The organism is Niastella koreensis GR20-10 (assembly GCF_000246855.1).
In the GTDB taxonomy this organism is placed as follows: domain Bacteria; phylum Bacteroidota; class Bacteroidia; order Chitinophagales; family Chitinophagaceae; genus Niastella; species Niastella koreensis.
Window position 1 is genome coordinate 3,326,198 of the sequence record NC_016609.1, and the last position, 20,249, is coordinate 3,346,446.

The 20,249-nt window shown below is 45.3% G+C and carries 17 protein-coding genes; 14 read left to right on the top strand and 3 right to left on the bottom strand.

Features of this window, described 5'->3' with window-relative positions:
- Positions 1–20: 20 nt before the first annotated feature.
- The 3 genes from NIAKO_RS13180 to NIAKO_RS13190 all read right to left on the bottom strand — a co-directional run bounded on the left by NIAKO_RS13180 (position 21) and on the right by NIAKO_RS13190 (position 4,729).
- Complete coding sequence (locus NIAKO_RS13180) at positions 21–1,391, bottom strand: hypothetical protein (RefSeq protein WP_014218930.1); 1,371 nt, start codon at positions 1,389–1,391, stop codon at positions 21–23.
- A 230-nt stretch (positions 1,392–1,621) separates the two neighbouring features.
- Complete coding sequence (locus tag NIAKO_RS13185) at positions 1,622–2,149, bottom strand: hypothetical protein (RefSeq protein WP_014218931.1); 528 nt, start codon at positions 2,147–2,149, stop codon at positions 1,622–1,624.
- A gap of 222 nt (positions 2,150–2,371) precedes the next feature.
- A complete protein-coding gene (locus NIAKO_RS13190) occupies positions 2,372–4,729 on the bottom strand; it encodes a glycoside hydrolase family 3 N-terminal domain-containing protein (RefSeq protein ID WP_014218932.1) in 2,358 nt (785 codons plus the stop codon).
- A gap of 424 nt (positions 4,730–5,153) precedes the next feature.
- On the opposite strand from NIAKO_RS13190, the gene leuC reads away from it, so the two are divergent.
- The 14 genes from leuC to NIAKO_RS13260 all read left to right on the top strand — a co-directional run bounded on the left by leuC (position 5,154) and on the right by NIAKO_RS13260 (position 20,249).
- The gene (leuC, locus tag NIAKO_RS13195; RefSeq protein WP_014218933.1) at positions 5,154–6,557 is read left to right on the top strand and encodes a 3-isopropylmalate dehydratase large subunit; all 1,404 of its coding nucleotides are present in this window, start codon (positions 5,154–5,156) and stop codon (positions 6,555–6,557) included.
- Positions 6,558–6,673: 116 nt separating this feature from the next.
- The gene (gene leuD / locus NIAKO_RS13200; protein ID WP_014218934.1) at positions 6,674–7,270 is read left to right on the top strand and encodes a 3-isopropylmalate dehydratase small subunit; all 597 of its coding nucleotides are present in this window, start codon (positions 6,674–6,676) and stop codon (positions 7,268–7,270) included.
- 132 nt (positions 7,271–7,402) lie between these two features.
- Entirely contained in the window at positions 7,403–8,896 is a 1,494-nt protein-coding gene (locus tag NIAKO_RS13205) for an alpha-isopropylmalate synthase regulatory domain-containing protein (RefSeq protein WP_172642125.1), read from the top strand.
- A gap of 100 nt (positions 8,897–8,996) precedes the next feature.
- On the top strand, positions 8,997–9,359 hold the full coding sequence (locus NIAKO_RS13210; protein ID WP_014218936.1) for a four helix bundle protein: 363 nt from the start codon (positions 8,997–8,999) through the stop codon (positions 9,357–9,359).
- 85 nt (positions 9,360–9,444) lie between these two features.
- Positions 9,445–10,518, top strand: a complete 1,074-nt coding sequence (gene leuB / locus NIAKO_RS13215) for a 3-isopropylmalate dehydrogenase (protein ID WP_014218937.1) — start codon at positions 9,445–9,447, stop codon at positions 10,516–10,518.
- Positions 10,519–10,682: 164 nt separating this feature from the next.
- Positions 10,683–11,468 (top strand): HpcH/HpaI aldolase family protein, encoded by a 786-nt coding sequence (locus NIAKO_RS13220; protein WP_014218938.1) that lies wholly within the window; start codon positions 10,683–10,685, stop codon positions 11,466–11,468.
- On the top strand, positions 11,465–12,904 hold the full coding sequence (locus tag NIAKO_RS13225; protein ID WP_014218939.1) for a GntP family permease: 1,440 nt from the start codon (positions 11,465–11,467) through the stop codon (positions 12,902–12,904). The genes NIAKO_RS13220 and NIAKO_RS13225 overlap by 4 nt, the downstream gene beginning before the upstream one ends.
- Before the next feature lie 153 nt (positions 12,905–13,057).
- On the top strand, positions 13,058–13,933 hold the full coding sequence (locus NIAKO_RS13230) for a 2-hydroxy-3-oxopropionate reductase (RefSeq protein WP_014218940.1): 876 nt from the start codon (positions 13,058–13,060) through the stop codon (positions 13,931–13,933).
- A gap of 21 nt (positions 13,934–13,954) precedes the next feature.
- A complete protein-coding gene (locus NIAKO_RS13235) occupies positions 13,955–15,262 on the top strand; it encodes an enolase C-terminal domain-like protein (protein ID WP_014218941.1) in 1,308 nt (435 codons plus the stop codon).
- A gap of 552 nt (positions 15,263–15,814) precedes the next feature.
- Positions 15,815–16,270, top strand: coding sequence for a MauE/DoxX family redox-associated membrane protein (locus NIAKO_RS13240; protein WP_014218942.1), 456 nt, complete (start codon positions 15,815–15,817; stop codon positions 16,268–16,270).
- A gap of 114 nt (positions 16,271–16,384) precedes the next feature.
- The gene (locus NIAKO_RS13245; RefSeq protein ID WP_014218943.1) at positions 16,385–16,663 is read left to right on the top strand and encodes an HTH domain-containing protein; all 279 of its coding nucleotides are present in this window, start codon (positions 16,385–16,387) and stop codon (positions 16,661–16,663) included.
- A gap of 118 nt (positions 16,664–16,781) precedes the next feature.
- Positions 16,782–18,935, top strand: coding sequence for a protein kinase/lanthionine synthetase C family protein (locus NIAKO_RS13250; protein ID WP_014218944.1), 2,154 nt, complete (start codon positions 16,782–16,784; stop codon positions 18,933–18,935).
- A gap of 26 nt (positions 18,936–18,961) precedes the next feature.
- Complete coding sequence (locus NIAKO_RS13255; protein ID WP_014218945.1) at positions 18,962–19,747, top strand: hypothetical protein; 786 nt, start codon at positions 18,962–18,964, stop codon at positions 19,745–19,747.
- Between the two features lie 166 nt (positions 19,748–19,913).
- Positions 19,914–20,249 carry a hypothetical protein gene (locus NIAKO_RS13260; protein WP_014218946.1) on the top strand — a complete coding sequence of 112 codons (336 nt, stop codon included), beginning with the start codon at positions 19,914–19,916 and terminating at the stop codon, positions 20,247–20,249.

Consider the following 20,249-nt stretch of genomic DNA (forward strand, 5'->3'; position numbering starts at 1 on the left):
TACTCACTACTTACTACTCACTAAAAGAATATCTGGTATTGCAAAACCACGCAATTCTTACGCGGGCCTTTCTCTATAACATTTGCAACCTGCTCGTAGGTGGGCCGGTTCTGCCAGTCGAGCGTGAACTTTGATTTATGTCCATTCAACAGGCAATTGATGCCGGCATTGTAAATATTCATTCGCTTACCTGCCAGCCGGTCGAATTTGGCGCTGGTGAAAGACGCATACGGCATAAAGCGGCTTTTGCTGTTTAAAAACTTCTCGGGGAACAGATAGCCTACCTGCGAATAAATTACCTGGCCAGTGCCAAACATGGGATAGGTATTGCCATAGGTTGGCCCCTGTGCGGGAATGGTGTTATTCCCCAGGGTACCATTGGCCGGGTTCATGGAACCGTTATAGCGCATATAATTGGTGCCGTAATTGGTGTTGAAAAAACCGGCGTAAGCAGAGATCGCATCCTGTTTACTGCTCAACGGCATGTCGAGGAAACTTTCCACTGCAAAATGTTTCATGTCCTGGTAACTGGTATCAATACCATTTTCTGCCTGCTTCCACATGGCGTCCTGCTGAAAGATACCGCCCACCGCAATATTGAAGATCTTTTTCTTACCTAAATAGGTGCCCGTCATATAAGGCGTGGTGTGGTTCTCGTGGTCGAAGAACTGGTAAATAATATAGGCCTGAGGTTGTAATTGATGGCCTAAGCCGGCAAAGTTGGCGTTCCGGTTAAATTGGTAAGGCGATCCGGAAGACGTAATGGGAAACGGATCACTAAGGATAAACCGGTAATCGAATTTACCCACCTGCCCTCTTGCATATACGCTCAGCTTGCGGCTGAATTCATCAGTTTGGTCAACGGTACTCTGGGCAAATACGGGTACATCCATGGTCATGATGGTACTAACGCTGGGTTGCGAAAACCGCGACAGACCATTGGCAATGGTAAGGCCACCGCCTATTTTTAACTGATTGCCTTTGGATACTTTGTATTCGCATAAGGCGTCATGAAAAAAAGCCGCCCATTTCCGGTTGGAGCCGGTATTGAACTGGCTGTTGAAATTGTTCATCCCAAACTGGAAATAAATAAAAACGTTATCGGTAAGCTGGCCATACGCCTGAAAGCGGGTACGGCGCAAACCAATATCAACCGTATTATCCTTTGGCGTGCCTTCCACCAAAGTATACGGGTTGCTTTCGTTAAACCTCACCCACGTTTGGTTCATTACCGTAAATTGAAAATAATGACTGCCGTTAGCGTTCAGGTTAATCTTTAACGCGTCTTTTTCAGGCGGCGGAGGCTGCGCGGGTGTCGCTGCTCCCTGTTCCACCTGTGCCTGGGTAAACACCGATAAGAATAGCAGAAATACAATAGATACTGATCTCATGGTCGTCTCTTTAGATTTTTTTTAGGACAGCGAATATAGCAACAGGATTCTATTCCGGCTATCCGAAAACATTAAAAGACGTTAAGAATCAGTATTATCAGGAATGATTAATGGAGGAGAGCTTTTTCATGAATGACAAACAATCGAGCTGCCCAATACAGACCTGGGCATGGTCACTAAATGGCGCAATCGCAAGAGGCGAAACAAATGTAACTAATATTTTTTGTAGATCATAATTTATTGATCTCAGTCATTTCTACCATTTCCCCGTTGCGAAAACCAACATTCAGGAAGCTGGTCTTGTCCTCCATATGAATAATATAGGTCAGGGGTTTCATAGGTAGTGCAATTTCTTCCACCAGCATTATGCTGTAGTCGTAGTAAACTGTTTTTACCGCACTGCGTACTTCCCGGTCAAGAACGGTCTCATCGTACTGGCGCATGGAGTTGAGCCAATTGCCTCTTTTATTATATGTAATCAGGTACAGCACGCCGTCCTGGATAAAACGCGCCCGGTATCCATCCGGCACTTTATACCAGCTTTCATTATCAACATACTGCCAGCTGTTTTTAAAACTTCTGACTGCTTTGATGGGAATATCCCGAAAGGTGGCCATGCTATTGGGCAATGCATCTGCTCTTTGGAAAGCTTTGTTATTTTCCAGGTCCTGCTCTTTAACATCGGGTTGTGCATGTACCGCAACATGCACCAGGCATAACGCACAAAATAGCGTTAGCAGTAAAAACGATCTTTTCATGTTTTTAAAGTATTTAACGGCAGCACCCGATAGAAGCTTAATTACATATGGAGCGGTAGGATGATCTCAAAAAGAGACCGGAAAGAATGGTTGGTATAGCTAAGAGGACTGATATACCAAATATAAACGAATAATCTGGTTGTTTTATTATTTAACCGTTACGCATATAAAAAAACCTGTGCCGGTTAAGCCAGCACAGGTTCTTGTTTCTTAAAGTTATACTTACTTACCAACTTTCAACTCAACCTTTTGAACGTCGGCAGAACTGCGTCCTACCATACATTCAAAAATGCCATCTTCTACACCGTAATGCATTCCGGCATTCCAGAAGGCGAGTTTGCTGGCATCAATGGTAAAGGAAACCTTTTTTGTTTGTCCGGGTTCGAGCGTAATGCGGGTAAAATCTTTCAATTCTTTTACCGGCCGTGTTACGCTGCTTACTTTTTGATGAATGTATAATTGCACAATTTCATCCCCTTTCCTGTTTCCGGTATTGGTAACCTCTACCTCCACCGTTCCATACACTTTTTCAGTTGGCGTGGATGCGCCGCCCGTTTTAGGCATGTCTGCAGCCAGCAATACCTGTGGTTTTGAATAATTAAAGGTGGTATAGCTTAAGCCATAACCAAATGGGAACAGCGGCGATTTTGTTTCTGTTACATAGTCGAAATATTGTGCACTGGGTTTGTGATTGTAATAAACAGGTACCTGTCCGGTTGAACGCGGATAGGTAATGGTTATTTTTCCCGATGGGTTAACATCGCCAAACAAAATATTGGCGAAGGCATTGCCGGCTTCTTCGCCCATAAACCAGCCATCTACCATAGCAGGCACCAGCTGTGCAACGGCGGGAATGGCCAGCGGACGGCCATGCGTTAAATAAACAATCATTGGTTTACCGGTACCTGCAATGGCTTTTACCAGGTCTTCCTGCTGACTTTGCAACCGAAGATCGGGCATATCGCCAAAGTGATTAGGGCCCCAGGCTTCGCGCGATAATTGTTCATTTTCACCTATAGCCAGCACTATCACATCAGCCTGTTGGGCTGTTTTAACAGCCTCCTCAATCAATTGTGCATTTTCGGCGGGGGAAGGGAAAATGATGGTATCGATGTACTGATAATTGTTCTGGCTTATGGTATCGCCATTGGTGGTAATGCGGCAGCCTTTTGCATAAAGCACCTCGGCACTACCCTGCACTTTATTTTTTATTCCTTCCAGCAAGGAAACATTCTTTGATGGAAGACCGGAATAATCACCCAGGTAATTGGTGGCGGCCATGGGACCAATCACTGCTATTTTTTTATACTGATCTTTTTTAAGCGGTAACAGGTTGTTCGTATTCTTCAGCAGGACCATCGACTCTTCGGCAATTTTCAAAGCCAGCGCACGTCCTTCGGTACCGGCGGCATTTTGTTTTGCCTTTTCCAGATCAATGGGTTGTTGCTCATCGAAAAGGCCCAGTTTGAATTTTAATTCGAGTATCCGGGCCACAGCGCTGTCCAGCGCTTTGGTGCTGAGTTTGTTTTCTTTTACCAGTTCGCCCAGGTGGCGGTAGTTAACGCCATAAGGCAGATCGGAAGTTACCCCGGCATTGAACGACATCAATGCGGCTGCCTTTTGATCGGTGGCTACAAAATGTTTATTCCATAACTGATCTATCCCAAACCAATCGCTCACCACTACTCCATTATAATTCCACTCTTTTCGCAACACCTCTTTCAGCAACCATTTATTGGCATGGGAAGGAACGCCGTCAATTTCATTATATGAAGCCATGATACCGGCGGGATTGGCGTTTTTTATGCAAAGGCGAAAAGGTTCCATATGCGCTTCGCGAATAACACGTAATGAATAGTTGGCGGGCCCCTGGTTATCGCCACCCTCTGACTGGCCGTGCCCTGAAAAGTGTTTCAGCGTGGCAGCCACATGATTAACCGCAATACTGCCATTATTACTACCCTGAAAACCCCTTACAATAGCGCTGCCAAGCGTTCCGCATAAATATGGGTCTTCGCCCAGCGTTTCCCCGGTTCTGCCCCAACGCGGGTCGCGACAAACATCTACCACCGGCGCCAGCACCAGGCTGGTTCCGCGTACCCGGGCCTGTTTGGCCGCATGCGTATATATTTTTTCAAGCAGTTCAGGATCCCAGGAACAGGCTAAACCAATGCCATGCGGAAATACATCCACCTCGCGTTGAACCAGGCCATGATGCGCTTCATCAATAAAAATAATGGGAATACCCAGCCGGGTTTTGTGTACCAGGTAATCCTGCAGCCGGTTACGGGCGGCAATCGTTACCTCCATGGTTTCATCAAAAGCGGGATTAATCATCCCCATGCCGTTTTTATACAGGGAATCGAGTTTAGCCGGATTGTTGAACAATTTATCATCCAGTTTTGGCCGGCCGGCATGCATGGTTTGCAACTGGGCCACTTTTTCTTCCAGCGTCATGCGCGAAAGCAGGTCACTCACCCGTTTGGCAATGGGTTGTTTGGCGTCTTTATAAGCAGGTTGTTGAGCAAATGAAAAGCTTACACAACAAATAAAGGAACAGACAAGCGTAGCAAATTTCATATTAACAGTTGATTTTGGATAAATAAGTGTTCGTGCCTCCCGACTGAAGTCGGGCCGGAACGTATGGGTACTCTATGAAATTTGGTTGGGAATTGCGTAGAAGGCGCTCAAGTTAGCAAAAAAAAGATTAGACCGGAAACCGGTGGTCATATGTGGATTTCCTGATTTTGAACGAATTGATTGCTTTATTGTTAATAATATGCCTCTGTTTGATGCCTGAAATTCATTAAAATATCCGGTTTTTAGCCCGCTTCCTTTGCAAATTTTTTAATGATAGGGTAACATTCGGCGGTTTGTTCAACAGATATAGGGCAGAATTTGATATTTTTTCATTTTTAACTCCACTATTAGAAAAAATACAGCTAAAGCCCTTATAATCTGACTATATTTTAAGAATTTTGCAACTTGATTTAAATTATATAAAATGAGCAAAACCCCCGCTGCATTATTCGACAAAGTATGGGATTCGCATGTGGTCAGGCATATAGAAGATGGCCCCGATGTGTTGTTTATTGACCGGCATTTTATTCATGAGGTAACCAGCCCGGTTGCGTTTTTGGGCCTGGAAAGCCGGGGATTGAAAGTGATGTTCCCCGAAAAAACCTTCGCTACCGCCGATCATAATACCCCCACCATTAACCAGCATTTGCCGGTACAGGACCCCCTGAGTGCCAACCAGCTGAAAGCCCTGGAAAGCAACTCGGCCAAATATGGTATTTCACACTGGGGACTGGGCAATCCTAAAAATGGGATCGTGCACGTTGTGGGTCCCGAAAACGGTATTACCCTGCCCGGGATGACCATCGTTTGTGGTGATTCGCATACTTCTACCCATGGTGCTTTTGGCGCTATTGCATTTGGTATTGGTACTTCTGAAGTTGAGATGGTACTGAGCAGCCAGTGTATTATGCAGCCCCGCCCCAAAAAAATGCGCATCAAAGTAAACGGCAAACTGGGTAAAGGCATTGTGCCCAAAGATGTGGTGTTATACATCATTTCAAAGCTCACTGCTGCCGGCGCTACCGGTTATTTTGTTGAATTTGCCGGTGATGTTTTTGAGAACATGACCATGGAAGGCCGCATGACCGTGTGTAACATGAGTATTGAAATGGGCGCCCGTGGCGGAATGGTTGCCCCGGACGAAACCACTTTCAACTATATTAAAGGCCGTGAGAAAGCCCCCAAAGGCGAAGCCTGGGATAAAGCGCTGGCCTACTGGAAAACGCTGAAAACCGAAGAAGGCGCTTTTTTCGATAAAGAATACGAATTTGATGCCGCTGATATTGAACCCATGATCACCTATGGTACCAACCCGGGTATGGGTATCGGCATTACCAAACATATTCCTTCTGCCGCGCAAATTGGCAGCAGCAAATCCACCTACGATAAGTCGTTAGCATATATGGATTTCCATGAAGATGACAACATGATCGGCAAAAAGATCGATTACGTGTTCATTGGTAGCTGTACCAATGGCCGCATCGAGGATTTCCGGGCTTTTGCATCGGTTATCAAAGGCCGTAAAAAAGCAGATCATGTAACTGCATGGATAGTTCCCGGTTCGCACATTGTTGAACAGCAGATCAAGGATGAAGGCATCCTGGATATTTTGCTGGCAGCAGGTTTTCAATTACGTCAACCCGGTTGTTCAGCCTGTCTGGCAATGAACGACGACAAGATCCCCGCCGGTAAGTATGCAGTAAGCACCAGCAACCGCAACTTTGAAGGCCGTCAGGGTCCTGGCGCCAGAACATTGTTGGCCAGTCCGCTGGTAGCAGCTGCGGCAGCGGTTACAGGTTTTGTTACTGACCCCCGTGAGTTCATCTAAATGTTTCAGGTTACAAGTTTCAAGTTACAGGGGAATACATGATTTTAAACCCTGAACCTGCAACCTGTAACAACATAAGAAAACACAAGAATCACACTACAAACGCAATCACACTAATGGCATACGATAAGTTCACAGTATTAAAGAGCACAGCGGTACCTATGCCAATCGAAAACGTAGATACCGACCAGATCATTCCGGCCCGTTTTTTAAAGGCTACCGAGCGCAAGGGATTTGGTGATAACCTGTTCCGCGACTGGCGTTTTGAAAATGACGGCACCCCGAAAAAAGATTTCGTGCTGAACAACCCCATTTACACCGGTAAAATACTGGTAGGTGGTAAAAACTTCGGAAGCGGCAGCAGCCGCGAGCACGCTGCCTGGGCCATTTACGATTATGGTTTCCGTTGCGTGGTGAGCAGCTTTTTTGCCGACATTTTCAAGAACAACTCTTTAAACATCGGCATCTTACCCGTACAGGTAAGTGAAGCATTCCTTGATAAGATATTCAAAGCTATTGAAGCCAATCCCAAAACCGAACTGGAAGTAAACCTTCCCGAACAAAAGATCACGATTGTAGGTGATGGGGCCTCTGAGTTATTTGAGATCAATGGCTATAAGAAGCACAATATGACAAATGGCTTCGATGATATCGATTTCCTGCAAAGCCTGAAATCCGACATCAAGACATTCTCGGAAAAAAGTATCTATTAGAATAAATTAAAAATTAAAAATGAGGAATAAGAAATGAAAGAGTGAACACGCCTGTATTTACTTTTTCATTTCTCATTTTTAATTTCTCATTTCTCATTTACTATGCCTGGTGACCAGCGACACATAGAGATCATGGATACCACACTCCGCGATGGTGAACAAACCAGCGGCGTGTCGTTCTCCCCCACCGAAAAGCTAACGATTGCCCAGCTATTATTAACAGAGGTAAAAGTAGACCGTATTGAGATCGCTTCCGCCCGCGTAAGCGAAGGCGAATTTGAAGCGGTAAAAGCCATTACCAAATGGGCAAAAGCCAATGGCTTTTTGAACCAGGTAGAGGTGCTCACCTTTGTTGACGGCGATGTATCTATACAATGGATGCAACAGGCCGGTGCCAAAGTAATGAACCTGCTTACCAAGGGCTCGTTGAACCACCTCACCCACCAGTTAAAGAAAAAGCCTGAGCAACACTTTGCAGAAATAGCAGAAGTGGTAAAGCTGGCCAGGAAAAAAGGAATTGAAGTAAATGTATATCTCGAAGACTGGAGCAATGGCATGCGCCATTCACAAGAGTATGTGTTCCAGTACCTCGACTTTCTGCAAAAGCTACCGGTAAAACGCGTCATGCTGCCCGATACCCTGGGCATACTCACCCCGTCGGAATCGTTCGAGTACATTGCTGCTATTGTACAACGCTATCCCGGTACGCATTTCGATTTTCACGCACATAATGATTATGACCTGGGCACAGCCAATGTGCTGGAAGGCGTAAAAGCCGGCGCCCATGGAATACACCTCACCATCAATGGAATGGGCGAAAGAGCAGGTAATGCTCCCCTTGCCAGCGCCATTGCGGTGTTGAATGATTTTATGCCCGAAGTAAAAACTTCGGTGGTGGAAGCCTCCTTATACCGCGTTAGTAAGCTGGTGGAAACCTTTTCGGGTTTTCGCATCCCAGTGAACAAACCGGTAGTAGGCGAAAACGTATTCACGCAAACAGCAGGCATCCATGCCGATGGCGACAAGAAGAACAAATTGTACTTCAGCGATCTGATGCCTGAACGTTTTGGCCGTACCCGAAAATATGCACTGGGCAAAACCAGCGGCAAGGCCAATATTGAAAACAACTTGGCGCAACTGGGTATTCAGTTAAGTGAACCCGACCTGAAAAAAGTTACCCAGCGTATTATTGAGCTGGGCGACAAAAAGGAAGTAGTTACCCAGGCCGATCTGCCGTACATCATTTCCGATGTGATCGACAGCAAAAACATTGAAGAAAAAGTACTGATCGAGAATTATGTGCTTACCCATTCAAAAAATCTCCGTCCTTCGGTAACGCTGGAAATCTCTATCAATGGCGAATTATATGAAGAGCATGCGCAAGGCGATGGCCAATATGATGCCTTTGTAAATGCGTTGAAGAAGGTGTATAAAAAAATGAAAAAAGACCTGCCTGTGTTAACGGATTATGCAGTACGCATACCACCCGGCGGCAAAAGCGATGCCTTGTGCGAAACCGTTATCACCTGGAATAATAATGGCAAGGAATTTAAAACCCGCGGACTGGATAGTGACCAAACCGTGGCGGCTATCAAGGCTACACAGAAGATGTTGAATTTGATATAGAGAAGGCAACGAGGCATCAAGGCAACAAGGCAACGAGGGGGAATACAATATAAGAGGTTTGCGAGTTGAGTTAATTATTTAACTAAAACTTGCAGCAAAAATGTCAACCATTAAATCTTTTCGTCACCTGATTGTATGGCAAAAATCCATGAACCTGGTCACTGAAATTTATAAGACTACAAGATCTTTTCCATCTGAAGAATTATATGCATTAACAAGCCAATTACGACGTTGTGCCGTATCAATTCCCAGCAACATTGCGGAAGGCTATGGTAGAAGTTCAACATTGGATTATAAACGTTTTCTCAGAATAGCAGTTGGTTCTATATATGAATTGCAAACGCAGATTGAGATTGCCTCAAATTTGAAATATCTTTCATCAGAGTCGTTTGGCAATCTAAGTAGTACCGCAAAAGAAATTGAACTTATGCTCTTTTCTTTGATAAATAAATTGATTAACTAAAAAGGCTATTAGTTAATAAGGCCTGACGACGGTACTGTACTCGTTGCCTCGTTGCCTTGTTGCCTAGACGCCTAAAATTTAAAGCATGGCAAGCAAGCACATACTCATCGTTCCTGGCGACGGCATTGGCCAGGAAGTAACTGCAGTTGGTAAAAAAGTGTTAGATAAGATCGCTGCAAAATTCGGACACACCTTTACATACGACGAAGCATTGATAGGCCATGTGGCCATTGAGGCAACCGGCAATCCCCTGCCCGATGAATCACTGGAAAAAATGCGCAAATCGGACGCCGTGTTGTTTGGCGCAGTAGGCCACCCCAAATACGACAACGACCCATCTGCCAAAGTACGTCCTGAGCAGGGTTTGTTGAAAATGCGTAAAGAACTTGGATTGTATGCCAACTTACGTCCAATTAAATTATTCGATGAGTTGTTGGGCGCTTCCAGCATTAAACCCGAGATCTTAAAAGGTGCTGATATCCTTTTCTTCCGGGAGCTGACGGGTGATATTTATTTTGGGGAGAAAGGCAGAAAGAACAATGGCGATACTGCTTATGATATTGCTGAATACAGCCGTTTTGAAGTAGAGCGTATTGCCCGCAAAGCATTTGAGGCAGCCCGCACCAGAAGAAAAAAACTGTGCTCTGTAGATAAAGCCAACGTAATTGAAACAAGCCGGTTGTGGCGTGAAGTGGTACAAAAAATAGCCAAAGAGTATCCCGATGTAGAAGTAGAACATCAGTTTGTTGATGCTACGGCTATGTTATTGATAAAAGATCCCCGCCGTTTTGATGTGGTGGTAACTGCCAACCTGTTTGGCGACATCCTTACCGATGAAGCATCACAGATTGCCGGTTCAATGGGTATGCTGGCCTCCGCCTCTGTAGGTGATGGCACCGGCGTATACGAGCCCATTCACGGTTCAGCACATGACATCACTGGTAAAGGCGTAGCCAATCCGCTGGCGTCTATTTTATCAGCTGCCCTGCTGCTGGATATTTCATTTGGCATGAAAGCCGAATCAGAAGCGGTTATCAGTGCTGTTGATAAAGTATTGAAAGCTGGTTTCCGCACCCGGGATATTGCCGATGCGCAAACACCTGCAGATAAAATATTAGGTACAGACGCCATTGGCGCTGAAGTGCTGAAGCATCTGTAATTAAGATAATACCTTTTGTTGAAAGTGGACTTCCGGCAAGGAGTCCACTTTTTTTATGCCTGCTATGTATTGCCAAAAAAGCTAATTGATGTGTTAGAATGAGATAATTGCGTAAATTATATCTCTTTAATTTAGGTATTCCTTTACCACCGTTAATATGCCATATGAAGCAATTAAAAAAACGACTGCAACAGGGCGCTACCCTGCATGGCTGCTGGTTGAATTTAGGCAGTACCGTAACCACAGAGATTGTGGGCCTGGCCGGATACGACTGGGTGCTGATAGACCTTGAGCATGGCGCGGGCAGCGAAAAGGATGTATATCAACAGCTGCAGGCGCTGGAGCACACACCAGCCGCCGCCATTGTACGGATTGAAAGCACGCAGCGGCAGCGGATCCATCGCATACTCGATATGGGCGCCGAAGGTATTATGTGTCCCCGCATAACCAGTGCCGCCGAAGCTGCTGCTGTAGCCAGCGGATTACATTATCCCCCCGATGGCACCCGGGGTGTTGCCAAAATGGTCCGGGCTTCCTCATTCGGACAAAATTTTCAAAACTACTATCAGCAGGCAAAAGAAAATATATTGGGCATTGTTCAGATAGAAACCCTCGAGGTGCTGGACCACCTCGATGAAATTGCGGGTATCGATGGAATCGATGTGTTGTTTATCGGACCGGCCGATTTAACCATGTCCCTGGGCATCTTTGGCCAGTTCGATCATCCATTGTATGTGGATGCGGTAAAGGCAACGGTAAATGCCGCTGAAAAAGCAGGCAAGGCCACAGGCATTTTATTCGCTAATCCGGATGAATACACCCGTTATAGCAATATGGGCATCCGCCTGATCGCCTGCGGAGCCGATGCTACTTTTGTTGCTAATGGCGCCCGCAATTTGGCCCATACCTTACAAACCTTCCGGAGTTCGGGTAAATCAGGCCAGTCATGAACCTATCCTTGTTCCTGGCAGAACCTGCCGTTATATTATTTACCGGTATCATCATTGTAGCCGGTGGTATTATCTGGTTAAAACTGAATCCCTTTCTGGCTCTTTTGCTGGGCGCACTGGTGGTGGCTATTATGACGCCGGCATCGGCAGTTGTACAATATGCGCTGAGCAAAGGCGCCACGCAGGCCGCCGCCCTTCAACAGGCAAACCGCTCAGTTGGTGAAAGAGTAGCGTTGGAATTTGGCAATACCTGTTCAAAAATAGGCATCATCATAGCGATGGCGGCCATTATAGGAAAATGCCTGCTCGAAAGCGGCGCCGCAGAACGGATTGTACGATCGGTATTACGCCTCACCGGTTTACAAAAAGCCCCCGTAGCATTTATCATAAGCAGTTTCTTTGTAGGAGTTCCTGTGTTCTTTGATGCGGTGATCTTACTCATGACACCCCTGGCAAAAACGATCAGCCTGCGACTGGGAAAAAACTACCTGCTGTTCATACTGGCCATTGCCGGCGGCGCAGCTATGGCCAATTCATTAGTGCCGCCAGCGCCAGGTCCCCTGTTCCTGGCCACTGAAATGCATATTGCCATGGGCACCATGATGATCGCCGGCATTATACTGGGCTTGTTCACCATTACAGCTGGTTATTATTATGCGGTGTGGGTAAACAGAAAATGGCCTGTTGAATTAAGGGATTCGCTCGATGCAAAACTGGAAGATATCAGGATGGTTTCGTTACAGGAAACCAAACAGCTTCCGCCGCTGTGGCTATCTGTTTTGCCGCTGTTGATCCCACTGGTATTTATTTGCGCCGATACAGCAATACATTCCATGCATGACGTACAACCGGGAAAGCTGGCAGCCGTAATAAAATTCATGGGCGACAGAAACATCGCGCTGGTTATCGGGGCACTTATTGCATTACTCATTCTTAAGGTTCACAAAAAGCAAAGCACAGCTGGTTTAAGTTCATTGGTGCAGGGAGCAGTCATAAGCGCCGGCAGCCTTATTCTAATCATTTCAGCAGGCGGCGCTTTTGGCGGCATGCTGCAACAAACAGGCATCAGTGAGCGCATTGCCCTGTGGACGAAAGATTACCAGATGACATTGATACCGATGGCGTTTTTTATCACGGCTATTGTACGTACTGCACAGGGATCGGCTACTGTAGCTTTGATCACCGCATCAGGTATTTTGTCGGGATTGACACATAATACCAGTTTACCCTATCATCCTTTGTATTTAGGCCTGGCCATCGGTTGCGGGTCGAAATTGGTACCGTGGATGAATGACGCCGGGTTCTGGCTCATTTGTAAAATGAGCAACCTTACCGAGAGAGAAACCTTACGTGCCTTTGCACCTATGTTGCTGGTGATGGGACTTACAGGACTTGTTATAATAATGATTGCGGCAAAACTGTTGCCGCTGGTATAGGAGCAAAGGCAACGAGGCAAGAAGGGATCCAGGCATCGAGGAAAACCTCGTAATAATGCATAAAAAACTCGTTGCCTCGTTGCCTCGTTGCCTAGGGACCTTGTTGCCTTTATACCTGGCGAGAAATTATTTAAAACTTAAAAGTGAAGGATAATGGAAAAGATAGGTTTCATTGGCTTAGGCATTATGGGAAAGCCTATGGCATTGCACTTGGTAAATGCAGGCTATCCTGTATGTGTATTGCAAAAAAATAAAGCCGCCCAGGAACTGGTAGCCGCAGGCGCCGTGGCGCTGACTAGTGGTAAAGCCATAGCGCAGACGTGTGATATCATTATCACCATGCTGCCCGATTCGCCCGAAGTGCTGGAAATTGTTACCGGTCAGGAAGGAATTATTGATGGGGTGCGTGCTGGTAGTTTATTTATCGATATGAGCACCATTGCGCCTTCAACCGCCAAAGAAATTCACCGGTTGTTACAGGCAAAAAGTGTGGAAGCGCTGGATGCGCCGGTTTCCGGGGGGCAGGTGGGCGCTACGTCTGCATCTTTATCAATAATGGTGGGCGGCAGTGCGCCGGCTTTTGACCGGGCGCTGCCCCTGTTCAAAACAATGGGAAAAAACATCGTGCATATCGGGGAAGCAGGGGCCGGACAAATGACAAAAGCCTGCAACCAGATGATTGTGGGGATGACGATACAGGCGGTAGGTGAAGCCTTTGCACTGGCAAAAAAAGCCGGGGTTGACCTGGATAAAATGCGGGAAGTACTGCTGGGCGGTTTTGCTCAAAGCCGCATCCTCGATCTGCATGGCAAAAGGATCATCGATGCCAATTATACACCAGGCTTTAAAATAAAACTGCACAGGAAAGACATGAATATCGCACTGCAGGCCGGTAAGGAATTTTCCGTTCCGCTATATGGTACGGCCCAGGTGAGTGCGCAAATGGATGCACTGATAGCCCAGGGCAAAGGAGAATGGGACCACAGCGCCATTGCCTGGCTGATACAACAATTGTCTGGAATAAATTAACGCTTACCTATACATGTGCTCATGAACCTAAGAATCAAAGCTCCCCGCATCCGGGAAATGATCGTAACACCAATAGCCATTACCGATCCGCCCCTGCTGAATGCAGCAGGTTTACATGCTCCTTATGCATTACGTACCATTGTTGAATTGATAACCGATGATAATATTTCGGGCGTTAGCGAAATTCCCGGCAATGTAAGCATCAACGAATCGCTTGAATTGGCGCGTCACCTCATCATTGGAAGATCGCCGGTACAATTAAGCAGTATAGGCCGCGAACTGGAAAATTATTTTGGCAGGGAAACAGCCGCACAACGGGGCGATACGCCCTGGGACCAGCGAAAACTGGTGCATGTTTTCAGCGCCATTGAAGTAGCCTGTCTGGATATCATTGGAAAAATTACCGGTTTGCCTGTAGTTGACCTGCTTGGCGGCAAAATGCGTGAACGCGTACCTTTTGCTGCTTATCTTTTTTACAAATACAAAGGCGCCGGCGGTGAAATGGGCTTTAACATCGATGAGCAGGCCAACCAATGGAGCGCCGCCCGCCAGGTTGCAGCGCTTGATCCCGAAGGCATAGTTCACCAGGCAAAAGCCATGTGCGCAGCATTTGGTTTCCGTTCTATAAAATTAAAAGGCGGGGTATTTGACCCGGCCCGGGAAACTGCAGCCATTTTTGCACTGCGGGATGCATTTGGCGAATATGTTCCGTTACGTATAGACCCCAATGCACTATGGACGGTTGAAACATCCATCCATTACGGCCGTAAAATGGAAGGCATTATCGAATACCTGGAAGATCCTACCCGCGGCCAGAAAAATATGTCGATTGTACGGCAGGCGCTTAAAACGCCATTGGCGACAAATATGTGCACCACATCCTTCGAGGATATACCGGGCAGTGTGGCTGTAGGCGCTGAAGATATTATTCTCAGCGATCACCATTTCTGGGGTGGCTTACGGGCCTCTATGGAATTATCAAAGATATGCACCACGTTCGGGCGGCATCTTTCCATGCATTCCAACAGCCACCTGGGCATATCACTGGCGGCGATGGTGCATCTGGGCGCAGCCCTGCCCTATTTGCCTTACGACCTCGATACGCATTATCCCTGGCAATCGGATGAAGTTGTCAGCAGCGGCCGCTTCCATTTTGAAGATGGCGCCGTTACTGTTCCTTCTGCCCCCGGCCTGGGCGTGGAACTCGACAAGCAGGCACTGACCAGGTTGCATCAGCAATACCTGGATTGCGGATTAACTAAACGCGATGATGAAACTGAAATGCAAAAGGTAGTGCCAGGCTGGAAGTTTGAATCAGTGCGTTGGTGATTCATCAAAGCGGCTGTTATCAACAAATGTATCCTGGTCGTAACACCAGCAAAAAGATAATATTGCCTGCAGTTTAATTACAGTGACAATAACTACATTCTCCGCAAATGCAGCAGTGACAGCTGTATCATGGTAACAACTATTCTTTAAAATACTTTATTCATCTAATATGCGTGGATTATACATTAATCCGGGGCTTAATATTGAAGCCACACTAAAACAATTAATAATCATTTTTTCACATGCGGTTAACCGTTAAAAACTTAACATTGGAAGATGACATTTCTTTGTAATTTTATAATAACCTAATATGCAAATGAGGTTAAGGCCCTCCCGACACACCTTCTAACCTCCTTTACAGATCCGGTTGGTGTTATTCTCAATACCATTCCATCTCTTTATGGAATGAACCGGCAGTTTATATTCCGTGCCAGATGAAACAACCTCAACCGTAAATAATAAGTATTTAAGGTAGAAAATTTTGTAGCAATCTTTCCTGTCGAAAGGCAGGGATGATAAACCTTATTCGTCAACATTAAGAACTGCAATGCTATGAAAAAAAGTAATGTGGCCGTGGGTATCATTTGCACATTGAACATTACCCTGTTAGTATACGCAGCTACTGCCAAATTGCTTGATTACGATAATTTCCAATTTGGACTTACTGAATCACCGTTTATTGCTCCGTTTGCCAATATACTGGCATGGGCTGTACCTGCCACTGAGTATCTCATTGTGGCGTTACTGGTTATACCTGCTACACGATCAGCTGGCCTGTATGCGTCCTTTGGATTAATGTCAATATTCACCATCTATATAGCGGCCATGCTGCTTTCCGGCAGCGACATACCCTGCTCCTGCGGGGGCGTGCTGGAAGAGATGTCATGGAGCACGCATATAATATTTAACTGCTTCTTTATTGTTAATTCAGCCTGGGGTATTTACCTGCAGCGAAAAAAGCGACGAACGCCTGCCTACTTACCTGCTTTAACCAAACCACTTCATTAATCACTGTTAATCTTATTTAGAATCAAAAAGGCAATGTTACGGCCCATGCGTAACGCTGGAAATCGATTCCTTATCCCGTGGCGATTAACAACCGCCACTTAAATCACCCGATATATGCAACGAGATATCATTGACCGGCTCTCGCGCCTGGACCACCTTATCCGTATAAAGGGTACAGGCACCCCAGCGCAACTGGCAGAGCGATTAAACCTATCTGAAAGAAGCATTTACGATTACATCAGCTTTATGAAGGGATTAGGCTGCCCGATAAAATTCGACAGCTATCGCGAAAGCTATTTTTATGAAGAAGATGGCTTCTTCGTGATTGCATTCTTTTCAAAAAGTAAGCTAAAACCTTTATTTGAGAATTACTCAAGGGGGCTGAATGACTGATTAATGATGGCGGCAAGAATTAATACTCCACTGCAGTTATACTGCAGTGGACCCGCCGATATTTAATATCAGGGTAACATTGGACCGTGTAGGGTCAAATTCATTAAACTTTATCAGGATGAAAGTGGAGACTATTAAAACCGTTTCACAGAGTGTAACGGAAGAAACCGAAGTAAAAGGCAAAGCCGTCAAAAAAGCCGGAAAACGAATCGGCTACAATTATATTATCGTAAAAAGCCTCAAAGAAAGCCAAAAGAATGATGTTGTAAAATGTTTTTATATAAAAAGCCTTACCAATTTTGGCTTCTGTGTTATAAAGGAAGGAACTTACGGAGATACAAAAGACAAGCATGGCCGCGACATAAAAGACCGCCTGATCTGGCAACAACAGTTACATGCCGAATTGCAGGACAAGGTGCGTATACCCAGGCTGTTGGGACATTTTGAAGAAAACGGCAATTATTACCTTGTAATAGAAAGCATAAAAGGTAAGCCGTTTTTTAAAGCCTGCCGGGAAAAGAATGGAGAACTGCGTGACGGGTTAATAACAGGAACGCGTACCGGAATCACCTTTATAAATTACTTAATACAGATCATTGACCTGTTGAACACCCTGCATAAACATCATGTTGTGCATCGCGATGCTACTTCCAACAATTTTATCATTATGCCCAACGGGAAAGTGGCAGTGATAGATATGGAACTTAGCTATTCCCTGCTACAACAGGCGCCGTCGCCCCCATTTCAGCTGGGAACTTTTGGATTTATGTCGCCGGAACAACTAAGAACAGAAACGCCTACGATCAAAGAGGATGTATTTTCTGCCGGCGCTTTGTTATTGCAGGTTTGGACGGGCATTTCACCAACAAAGTTAATTGACGTTTCACTGGAAGCCCTGGTTGAAAAGGTGCATTTTTTTATTCCTGATAAAACAATCGCCCGTATTGTGGTGCAATGTTTGCACCCTGATGCCCCAAAGCGCCCTGGCTTATCAACGATTTATAATGAATTGGTACAATACAAAGGCGACTTGCGCCAAAAGCAGCAACGCTCAATAACAAATCCCGTAGTATTTACAAAAGATCAAATCAATCAAACGATACAACAGGCAATTGAAACCATTGGTTCTCCCCTGTTGGCAGATCCCCAAAAAGGTTGGTTTGCCGAAAGCAATAAAACTGAACCCCTTAATGATAAAAGGAAGATCAACAAGGTTTGGTATACCAGTTTCAGTAAAGGGGCAACGGGTGTAATGTACTTATTGAACAGGGCAAAGAAAACAGGGTTCGATACCCAAGCCTCAGACCTCCCTGTTCAAAAAGCATTAGACCTTATAAACACCAAATACATTCAGCGCATAGATGATGCATCCCCAAGTTTACATTTTGGTGCTACCGGCATTGCAGCCGTACTGGCAAATGCTATCAATGACGGCTTAATAGAAGCCCAAACAATTTATTTCGAATGGATCAATCAATTACTTGACCGGGATAACCAAAATGCCGGGTTTATGAATGGCATAGCCGGTCAGGGTATAGCCCATCTGCTATGCAGTGATTTTTTACCAGCTGAATTAATAAAAGAACGGTTAGACCGGTATGTGGCATTCCTGTTAAAAAATCAATTGAACGACGGGTCGTGGATCTATAAAGAAATAGAAGACAAAGTAAAAAAGCGACAGGGATTTGCTACCGGCGCATCGGGTATTATTTATTTTCTGCTGGAATACGCGCTGCGTTATCAGAACAAAGAGGTGCAGGCATCCGCAGAAGCAGGCCTGCAATGGCTAATGAAAAGAGCTGTTTACCGGGGCAATAAGATACAATGGCGCTCCGATAAAAATAAAGAACTAATGCACTGGTGGAGCGAAGGCACGTCGGGAATCGCCCTCGCTTTTATAAAAGCTTATTCGTGTTCGGATAACCTTACTGATAAGCAGCGTTATAAACAATTTGCCACCGGTGCATTATTAAACCACCCCAAACAGGTAGTGGACAACAATCTTAGTCAGCTGCAGGGATTGAGCGGATTGGGAGAAGTGTACCTGGAAGCTTGCCGGGTATTTCAGGAACAGGAATGGAATGAAAGAGCAGCCTGGATTGCCCAGGTGATCATGCATTTGAAGAAAGAACACCACGAATTTGGCCCTTACTGGATGGTGCAATACGAACATCAGCCCACACCAGATTTTATGACCGGCAACAGTGGCGTTATCCACTTTTTATTACGATATTGTTATCCGGATAAAATTGGATTTCCACTGCTGTCATAAGCCTTATTTCACCAGAAAAGCGACAAATGAATTACGCGAAAGTTTTAGATGCGGCAATGACCTTATTTCCTAAAAAGATAACGGTAACTTATATTAACGCCGTTACAAAACAACCAATAGGAAAATATAAAATCCCGCTCAGCCAGGTACCACTTGTTTTCAACAAACCTGTTACCACCACCATTGATGGGCAGGAATGGCGTATTGTAAAAGCTGATCCTGTGAACGCTGATGATATTTCCATTTTTAAAAAACTGACGTTGCACGTACTTGATAAGGATCAGTTGCAGCATACGCCATTAGGCCATAACGTGCCTACCCGGCATGCCAATAGCCCTTTAACAACCCCTACCCCTTTTTACCAGCAGTTTACATTGAATATGACTACAGACGACTGGTTGCAACTGGAATTTATGCCAGTTCGTTCATTACCACTCATCCAGGAAGAACTTGCCCTGATAGACACGATTTTAGCAGATGAAAACGGGTTTAATCCCCTATTGGGTTTTAAAAACATGCATACACGTAGCCTTACAGGCCAAATTGGTTCAAATATCCCTTTTGACGCTTTTTGCGCTCACATTCCAGTAAACCAAAAAGGTAATATCCGGCTGGCACACGGCGATTTCATTGAAAATGGGTTTGTTTTGCGCACTGAGAATTACGAATATTACGGCACAGTAGAAAATAACCGCATTACCTATTTAGGCCTGACGGCCTTTGAATGCATAGACGATGAATTTGTACACGTGGCCACTACCTGGAACCTGGCACTAGTAAACTGGTGTCAGGGCAGTATAACAGCAGTTTAAGCCGACCGAATGCATTTTTATTTGCCTGATTTCAAAAAGTCCTTTAATTTACACGGTCAGTTAAGTTGTACTTCCAATAATTGGTACTTTGGAAGTCATGTACACAATGCTCCGATTAGTAAGCCAACTGCCACTATTGGCTTAACCATTAAATGTATTGAACAGCATGGCAAAAAAGAAACGCATTGCTGCAAAAAGGACTCATCTGGTAAATAAAAAGACAGCAGCCCCCAAAAAGAAAGCTGCCGGTAAAAAGAAAAAAGCTGCAAAAAAATCGTTTACCTCTTCCAGGATCCTGACCCAACGGCTGGTAATACACACGAATGATATTACCAAGATCCTTGGTATAAACATTCGTACTGCACAACGGTTACTCCAAAGCATCCGGGAATCTTTAGGGCGGAAGAAAAAAGATTATGTGTCAATAAGGGAGTTTGCCGATTATGTGCACCTCGGTGAAGAAGAAGTAAGGCAAAATCTAAGTACAACCTCTCTCAACTAG